Genomic DNA, 8617 nt, shown 5'->3' on the forward strand with positions numbered 1-8617 from the left:
GAAAAAGTGGCGCGCCCGACAGGATTTGAACCTGCGACTTTTGGCTCCGGAGGCCGAAAAATATCATTTACATTGTTTTATTTCATTTTTCATATATTACTAAAATATATTAAATACAGTTATAAATACTTACTTGACATTACTATATTTTACATGTAATATCAAACTTAATGTTGGGAATACTGTTGGGAATGAAAATACATCTTGGAGAGTTATATGCCAACTAAGAAACGTAACAAAACAAAATACCCAGGTGTTGTATATATTGAAGGTCAAGGAGCTCGCGGTAGTGAACGTATCTACTATATTATTTATAGAAAAAAAGGTAAGCTAATAGAGGAAAAAGCTGGTAGACAATTCCAAGATGACATGACTCCTGCAAAAGCTGCTGTTATTAGAGCAAAAAGAATAGAAGGTGTGGAAGAAAGCAATGCTGAAAGACGCGAAGCAGAAAAGCTTGCTGCCGAAACAGCTCAAGGTAAATGGACTATAGCACGTTTATGGGAATCTTATAAAGAGCACACCCATAATTCAAAATCCAGAGCATCCGATAATAGTAGATATGCGAAATACATTGAGCCATTCTTCGCTACAAAAGAACCGTCAGAAATTGTACCTCTTGATTTAGACCGTTTACGGCGTCGAAGCCTTGATCAAAAAGCGCCACAAACAACAAAACATGTATTAGCCTTACTAAGGAGGATAATCAATTTTGGCGTGAGAAAGCAGCTTTGTAGTGGATTAAGTTTCCAATTGGAAATGCCAATAGTTGATAACATTGTTACGGAGCAACTCAGTCCGGAGCAGCTAAAAAAATTGCTTAAAGTTATAACTGAAAGCACCGATATACAAGCATCCCACATTATGCTTTTGGCGCTTTACACTGGTATGAGAAAAAGTGAAATCCTTCGACTTAAATGGAACGATATCGATTTTGAGCAAGGCTTCATTTATATTCGCAAACCTAAGGGAGGAAAAAGTCAGATTGTGCCTCTCAATGCACCTGCAAGCGAACTGCTTAATAATCATCCAAAACTGTCAGATGAATACATTTTTGTTAATAACAAAGGAATGCCGTTTACCGAAATACGTAAAAGGATAAATAAAATTAGAGAACGTGCAGAATTGCCAGTAGGCTTTAGACCTCTCCACGGTCTCCGCCATGTTTACGCCAGCATGCTTGCCTCATCTGGGAAAGTCGATATGTACACTCTTCAGAAACTCTTAACACATAAGAGTCCAGTAATGACGCAGAGATATGCCCATTTAAGAGATGAAACTTTACGACAAGCATCCAATCTTGCTGGTGATATTATAAACGAGATTGCTGCAGGACAAGAAGAAAAGTCGGAAACTGAAAAACTGAAAGTAAAAGATATTGGAATGAGAATAATTGAATAGGCTTAAATTGAAAGCATTACACTGATGACGGATGTTAGAATTTTTATAAGCAAACGTTTTCAAAATAAAATATGATAAAATATATCAATACTTATAAATATTTAAAAATTTGGAATTGCGATAGAAATTCAAAATATTTTTTTATAACCCGTAAAATTTTTACTTTTGAAACTACATTGAGGCAAGCATGTCAAATTGGTTGACCGGACAAGAGTTATTGGAACGCTGGCAGATCAAGGCTTTCCAGCTATTTGATCATGTCAAAAACAACCTTCAGCCATATGATCAGTTAGGACAACCTAAACCTCCCCCTGACGTTTATGCAAAACTTCAGAAATTGAAGAGACTGGAGGATAAGTTAGAGATGGCAAATATTCCTCAGATAGTATGGGTTGATTATGAGTGGCAGGATGGAGGCTATGAGAAAGAGGTTATCCCTAGGGAGGAGGAAAACTACATATATGATCAAATCGAGGATGAAGTGAATAGCCTAAAGAGCGAATTGAAAGATGCTCCAACGTGTTGGCATTATTATGAATTGCCCGAACGGGAGGAAGACTGTATACCTATTTTTGACGAACTAAAAAAGTCTTTCTTCCGTATTAAGGATATAGAAAAATATGAAAAAACAAACAAAATAAATGTTATCAGAGGTTCATCAATCATGCAGGATGATTCCTTCCTCGCAGATATGCCGTCATATAGAGGAGCTTTTGTACTTCGAGGAGAGTCTTGGGAGATAACTTTTGATGGAATAACAAAGTTACTAAAGCACAGAGAGTGTATATATTATGTCGTTCAACTGTTGAAATATCCAAATCAAAAAATTCACGTCCTTGATTTAGTGAGATTTGTGAAAGGCAACTCTGCTGATGATTTACTTGAACAAAATGTAAACATGAAAAAAACTGAAGAAGAAGAAAACGATTATAGTCAAGAAGATTCCTTCGATTACAATGAGCTACATTTTTTTAAACAGAATGTAAATGTAGATAAGCTAGATAAAAATGATATTGATAAAATTAGGGAAATAGGAAATAAGTTGTTAAAAGAATTGGAATCCGCAAGAAAAAGCAAAGACACAAAAAAAATTAAAGAAATAACAAAGAAATTAGAATATTATAAAGAATATGTTAGGAAGGAGTATGGATATCTGGTGCGCCAGAAAGGTACTCAGGTCTTCCTGACAAACAAATACTCCGCCAAAAACCCTGAAGTAGAAAAAGCAAGAAAGCTCGTTTATAAGCATATTGTTAATGCAAAAAAACATATCGGCGAGATAATGCCAAAGCTAAAAACCTACCTGGATAATCACATAACTACCGGCGCAAACTGCAAGTTTAAGTCTAATGAGCCTGATTGGAAGATAAACCCATAAACATCCAAATGCCATAAATGGCTATTTCAGTTCAGTCATTTCAAACTGACTTAAACAAATAATAGCAACGTTACAATCCGAAAAAAGCTAACCCCCAACTATCAATTGTTTCTTTTCCTTCCTCAGCGAATTTTTCGTTCGCAAAAGCGAAGACAAAATTAGCCCCTTTCTTATAGAAGCATAAAAGAAAGGAGGTGAGCAAATGGAAAAGCAATATTTAACGGAAAATGAAGTTAGTAAAATTATTGGGATGAGCGTTTTCACGCTGCGAAACTACCGTAGCTTGAGAAAGGGTATTAATTACTACAAAATCGGCAAAAGTGTTCGTTACTTATTGGAAGATGTAAACAATTTCATGAGTTTACACAAAATCAGCGTTAACAGTGTATCAAATAAAAACAATACAAAAGGAGGAGAATAAAAAATGGAACCGAAAGAATACATAACGAACAATACATTAAAAGCATCCACCGACAAACAGATGGTGGACAATACTGAAAAGAAAGATATCGTAATGAAAGAAGCCACAGCAAAGAACGTACTGATGATCACACCCACCGGTGAGATGCTCACACTCGACGATCTTGAACTGAAATTCTGCAAAGAGGAAATCGAAGACATCGAGATAGGTACTCTTAAAAGGATCAATGTTCCCGATTATAAATTACCCTTTAAATCAGTGCATCCTGTTGTTATAAGGACTCCAGATAGCTATTATCTAAGAGATGGTGCTGATTTGGTCAAGGCAGCTGAAACTGATGGCTTGGCCTTCATAAGGGCTAGAGTTCTTTATACAGACAAATCATGCTCTCAAGCACTCGAAATAAGCAAAATCGACAGCAGGCTTTTATCAGATAACGGGGATACAATCTTTGCGGAAAAAATCAGAAATATTTCAAGAGAAATCGATATATTGCAGAAAATACCCAGTATTTATATGACAAAAAAACAAGGAGGTATTCAACCAAATAATGACAAAATCGATATCCTTGAGCACTTGGCTGAAAAATATCACAAAAAGAGATCTACAATGGTCAATTATAGGTCATACGGTATACATATAGATGATATAGCCTTCAATAAAATAATAGAAAAAGACAAGAAAAAGGAGTTCTTCGAATCAATCCAGGCAAGAAAAACAGCACTTATAAAGGAGCTTAATAAAGTAAAAACACCCTATGACAAGATTACAGAAATCGTTTCAAAACATGTTCTTAAATGGCTCATGGAAGAAGATGAAAAGAAAAAAGCCCCCCCTCTATCAATTGAAAAGAAAAATTCACCTCAAACTTCAAATCAAGAGGATGAAACCCCTGATAACTTGATAGAATTAATGGAAGAGGAATCTGAAACGATTGAAGAAGAAACTGCCTATGATGACTTGGAAAATCAAAAAACTCCCGACGATGACATTGTTAATGAACAAATCGGCATGGACAATATCCTTATAAAACTCAAAGAACTCAGCAAGAAGCTTGCCTTGTATTCAGAGGCACAGGAAACAGCAACGGTCTTGGAAAGAGGCATAAGAGAGATTGCGCAATCTTTACTCGACATTTCCATTGAACTCAATAAAATTGCCGAACAAACAACAATTGATATGGCAATAAGAAAGGCTATGTAAAATGGGAGAATTGATCCACGTTATTTCAGGAACCGGGCTAGACATAAAAAGTCTGCCCTCCCAATTCCCTCAAGGCATACTCGTCAACGCCGTTGATACTGGTGCTACCCTTGGTATCTTTCGGCAGACTAAAAACATTATAAACTGGGTGAAGTCGCACAATCCCTCCGTGAAGACTGTTCTTGACTGTGGGGCGTTTAGCGCAATGAACGCTGCAAAAAAAGGAAAGACAATTGTTTATGATATGAGCAATCCTCGAAATTATTATGGAAACTACTTTAATTTGACTCCTGTTCACGCTATTCGAATCCAGAGGAAACTACAGCTGGATGTCATGATTAGCTTGGACAAAATCGCGCCGAAAGTTTCCACAGACCCCGAAAGGGAGTATCAATGGATGGCAGTCCACACATTTAATGTCCTGAACTGCATACGGACAGTCGAGCTAAAAGAAATTTATTGTAAGAATATTGACATGGCACTTCTGGTGCCGCTTCAGGTCTATGACCTGCAACAATTCTCGATATTTTTGAAAGATATTCAAAGGGTGATGAATAAGATTGACGGATTTTCTTGTCCACGGCGAAACCTTAATCCAATAAAGCTTATTTTATTTTTACTAAAGATTTATCTGACCGGAAAAACCCAAATATGTCATATCCTTGGTACAACTGCCTTCGGCATGGTTGTCGTCTGCGCATATGCAGCTCGACATTGGTTCGACGTTATTACTTATGATGCGACTTCATGGAGGTTGTACAGTAAATGGGAGTATTATCTGTTCCGCTATAATCTAAAATCATTAAGGCTGAGAAAAGACATCTTTGTTGATCGGAGTGTCCTAAGCGCACCGCTCAGCTGCGACTGCGAATGGTGCCAGAAATATGCAAACCTGGGAGAAATACGGGATTTGGAATATTCACAAAAGAGAGAGTTTCTTGAACGGCACAATTTTTTTGTGATCGACAAGTTTTGCCAAGAAGCCTTTGAACATGCAGATTCCGTCAGCGAGCTGAAAAGATACCTTTTTGCAAGGACAAAAGGCAGTCGCAATGAAGAAATTGAACAGATTTGTCGTTACCTTGAAATTGCAGATAAAATAAAAGATACGATTTCGCATAAAGGTCTGGAAGCGCTTTGGAGACAAAATTGTAAATAGCACTAAAAACACCACCCTATAATGGGGTGAGACCAAATCAGGAGGTTTTAAGCAATGCAACATAACAACAATATAGATCAAAAAAAGCTTATTTCGAATTATTTCACAATAATCAACAACAACGCCCATATTGATGGTTTTCGAAACATATTTATAAAACCCGATAATAGAACATTTACCTTCCATATAAACGAGCTCAACAAAATGGTAGATAAGATTTGTGAACTTACAAATCAACATGACGTCTACTATGAGGTATGCCTGCAAAAAGAATCACCTTTACCAGGAAGAAGGGGAAGTGAAAAAGGAGTCATTGCGGTCCCGGGTTTCTGGCTGGACATAGACATTAAGGGTGGTCACCACATAGAAGACAATCTATTCCCTGATCTGAAAACATCTTTATCATTCCTTAAAGAGTCAATTGCATTAACTCCAACCCTAATTATTTTCACTGGCGGTGGCATTCATGTATACTGGCTCTTTAAAGAACCATATCTGATAAGCAAAGAACATGACAGACATCTCATTTCGTCTTTATCAGACCAGTTTCAGACCAGTGTCATCAACATAGCTAGACAAAATGGTTATCACATCGATAAAACATCAGACCTCGCAAGGCTACTCAGAATTCCAGGAACATATAATAGAAAAGGAGATCCAGTCTTAGTGACCATACTGACTTATGAAGACAATAGATATTCTATAACTGATTTTAATTTTATCCCTCTACCTTCCGCACCAACTGAAGCAATACAAAATATTCCCCCCGGTCTCATCCAACAAGGCACCAGAAACAACACTCTCACAGCTATCGCAGGAAAACTTGTTCAACTGGGGCTATCGAAAGACAAAATCACAAATCTTCTCTCAGAAACAAACACAACCCATTGTACACCCCCTCTTCCCGATACTGAGATTTTACAAATCGTCAAAAACATTCAACAATACCAGACGGATACAAAAAGTTTTACCGACCTTGGAAATGCAGAGCGTCTAGTCAATAAATACGGGGAAGACATCCGCTATTCCCATCAGGTAAAGTCATGGTACATCTGGGACACTATGAGGTTCAGCCTTGACGTTACAAGCAGGATCACTGAACTGGCAAAGGAGACCGTAAAAGAAATATTCATCGAATCCGCCAAATATTCACAATTAAACCCCAGACACGCTGATGCACTCAAGAAACATGCCATGAAATCATCAATGCACCAGAGGATCAACGCCATGATTACTTTGGCTCAGAGCGACCCGAAAGTGGCAATAGATATTGACAAACTTGACACATCCCCATGGTTTCTAAACTGTCAAAACGGAACCCTTGATTTGAGAACAGGAGAATTGCATCCCCACAGAAGAGAACACCTGATCACGAAGTTGATTCCTATTGAATATGATGCAGACGCCCAATGTCCACAGTTTCTTGAATTTCTTTACACAATCATGGGAAGAAACACCGACCTTGTATCCTATCTCAAAAGAATTTTTGGGTATGCTCTCACCGGAACCACCATTGAGCAGTGCATTTTTATCTTCTTCGGTATCGGCGGGAACGGCAAAACAACCCTTCTGGAGATCATCAGGAAGGTTCTTGCGGATTATGCCAAAAATGCAGAATTCGATTCCTTCATCTACAGGCTGAACTCTACAATACGAAACGACCTCGCAAGGCTCTGCGGATCACGTTTTGTTACAGCCTCTGAACCTGAAAGAAACGTAACCCTCTCAGAATCTCTCGTCAAACAGATTACAGGAGGCGAACCTATTACCGTAAGGCTTCTTCACAAGGAGTACTTCGAATTCTTCCCAACCTTCAAGGTCTTCTTCGCGGTCAATAAAAAGCCTAACATCATAGGGGCTGATACAGGCATCTGGAGAAGAATCAGGCTCATTCCTTTCAACGTCACCATTTCAGAGAATCAGAGAGATAAGAATCTTTTAGAAAAACTCCAAAAGGAACTTCCAGGTATTCTTTCCTGGGCTGTTGAAGGATGTATGGAGTGGCAGAGAGAAGGTCTTCAGGAGCCGAAAGAGGTTCTGGAAGAAACAAATTATTACAAATACATAATGGACGATTTTGCAGACTATATAGCAGATCAATGTATTGTCGGACCAACGGAATATGTGGGAACAAAGGAACTCTTTCAGAACTACACAAATTGGAGCAATTATAAAAAGCTGAAATCAATTGGTAAAAAAGAGTTCAATGAAAAAATAAAAGAACGAGGATATACCCAGAAAAGGGACTCTAAAACACAAGGATGGAAATGGAGCGGAATAGGACTGAAAAAGAACCTGGTCCAGGAAACACTAACGGACAGTCCTAAAGTTGATGAACATGAAAGGACTTGCAATGAGTAGCTCTACAGGTCGCATACCCGGGAAGAATGGGAAGAAAAAATGTATATTTATATTTTTATTTATATTTTTATTTTTAATAATAAAAAAAATAAAAATAAATAATTTTTCCCTTTTTTCCCTTATATATTTTTTAAAAATAATTCTGATCTTTTTCTGGGTCAGTTCTGTTTCTGATACCAGACCTGAAATGAATTCACATGAAAAAGGAGGTATAAATTATGAATATATTAAAACTATCTGATTCAACGAATAAAATATTGAACAGCAAGGATTTTGTATACCCTGACGACTTTATAATAAAGGTAAACAAAGTTACTGGGGTCCACAAGTCCTGCATCAAAAGTGTATGTGAATCACTGCATATATCTAATGATACTGAAATCATTAATGACATTGCAAGATTGATTATAATATGTACTCTTATTAATTCTGACAATGGTAACAAAAATTTTTTAAAATCTTTAATTGCTGATAAGATAGATGAGGCCTTAAAAAAAATTTTTAGAGATATGAATAAGCTAATGATGACACTAGATTGTGGAAAGAAAAGTTATTGTGATTACTCTTATGAATGGAGAAAAAGACTTAAAAAAGTAGTATTATTTGCGATAGGGTATTATATTAAGAAAAATATTTTAAAGTGATGTTTAAAAATGGGTCAGCGGCGAGATTCTTTTTCCAGATCTGGCCGCTG

General features: G+C 37.1%; 8 protein-coding genes. 7 read left to right on the forward strand and 1 reads right to left on the reverse strand.

Annotated elements, in window-relative coordinates; all coding sequences use genetic code 11:
- Positions 1 to 216: 216 nt before the first annotated feature.
- From PLH43_RS12040 to PLH43_RS12055, 4 genes are all read left to right on the forward strand, one after another.
- Positions 217 to 1401, forward strand: a complete 1185-nt coding sequence (locus tag PLH43_RS12040; protein ID WP_324363437.1) for a site-specific integrase — start codon at positions 217 to 219, stop codon at positions 1399 to 1401.
- Positions 1402 to 1588: 187 nt separating this feature from the next.
- A complete protein-coding gene (locus PLH43_RS12045; protein ID WP_324363439.1) occupies positions 1589 to 2779 on the forward strand; it encodes a hypothetical protein in 1191 nt (396 codons plus the stop codon).
- Between the two features lie 202 nt (positions 2780 to 2981).
- Positions 2982 to 3200: a helix-turn-helix domain-containing protein gene (locus tag PLH43_RS12050; RefSeq protein ID WP_324363441.1), complete on the forward strand. Its 219-nt coding sequence runs from the start codon at positions 2982 to 2984 to the stop codon at positions 3198 to 3200.
- 3 nt (positions 3201 to 3203) lie between these two features.
- Positions 3204 to 4403, forward strand: a complete 1200-nt coding sequence (locus PLH43_RS12055; protein WP_324363443.1) for a hypothetical protein — start codon at positions 3204 to 3206, stop codon at positions 4401 to 4403.
- Positions 4404 to 4440: 37 nt separating this feature from the next.
- Here the strand turns inward: PLH43_RS12055 and PLH43_RS12060 are convergent, their stop codons facing one another.
- Positions 4441 to 4563, reverse strand: a complete 123-nt coding sequence (locus PLH43_RS12060) for a hypothetical protein (protein WP_324363445.1) — start codon at positions 4561 to 4563, stop codon at positions 4441 to 4443.
- Positions 4564 to 4572: 9 nt separating this feature from the next.
- Here PLH43_RS12060 and PLH43_RS12065 point away from each other — a divergent pair, with 9 nt between their 5' ends.
- From PLH43_RS12065 to PLH43_RS12075, 3 genes are all read left to right on the forward strand, one after another.
- On the forward strand, positions 4573 to 5562 hold the full coding sequence (locus PLH43_RS12065; protein WP_324363447.1) for a hypothetical protein: 990 nt from the start codon (positions 4573 to 4575) through the stop codon (positions 5560 to 5562).
- Between the two features lie 54 nt (positions 5563 to 5616).
- Entirely contained in the window at positions 5617 to 7923 is a 2307-nt protein-coding gene (locus PLH43_RS12070) for a phage/plasmid primase, P4 family (RefSeq protein ID WP_324363449.1), read from the forward strand.
- A 218-nt stretch (positions 7924 to 8141) separates the two neighbouring features.
- Entirely contained in the window at positions 8142 to 8567 is a 426-nt protein-coding gene (locus PLH43_RS12075; protein WP_324363451.1) for a hypothetical protein, read from the forward strand.
- The last annotated feature ends 50 nt before the right edge of the window (positions 8568 to 8617 follow it).

This window comes from Acetivibrio sp. (assembly GCF_035371925.1).
Classification (GTDB): Bacteria; Bacillota; Clostridia; order Acetivibrionales; family Acetivibrionaceae; genus Hungateiclostridium.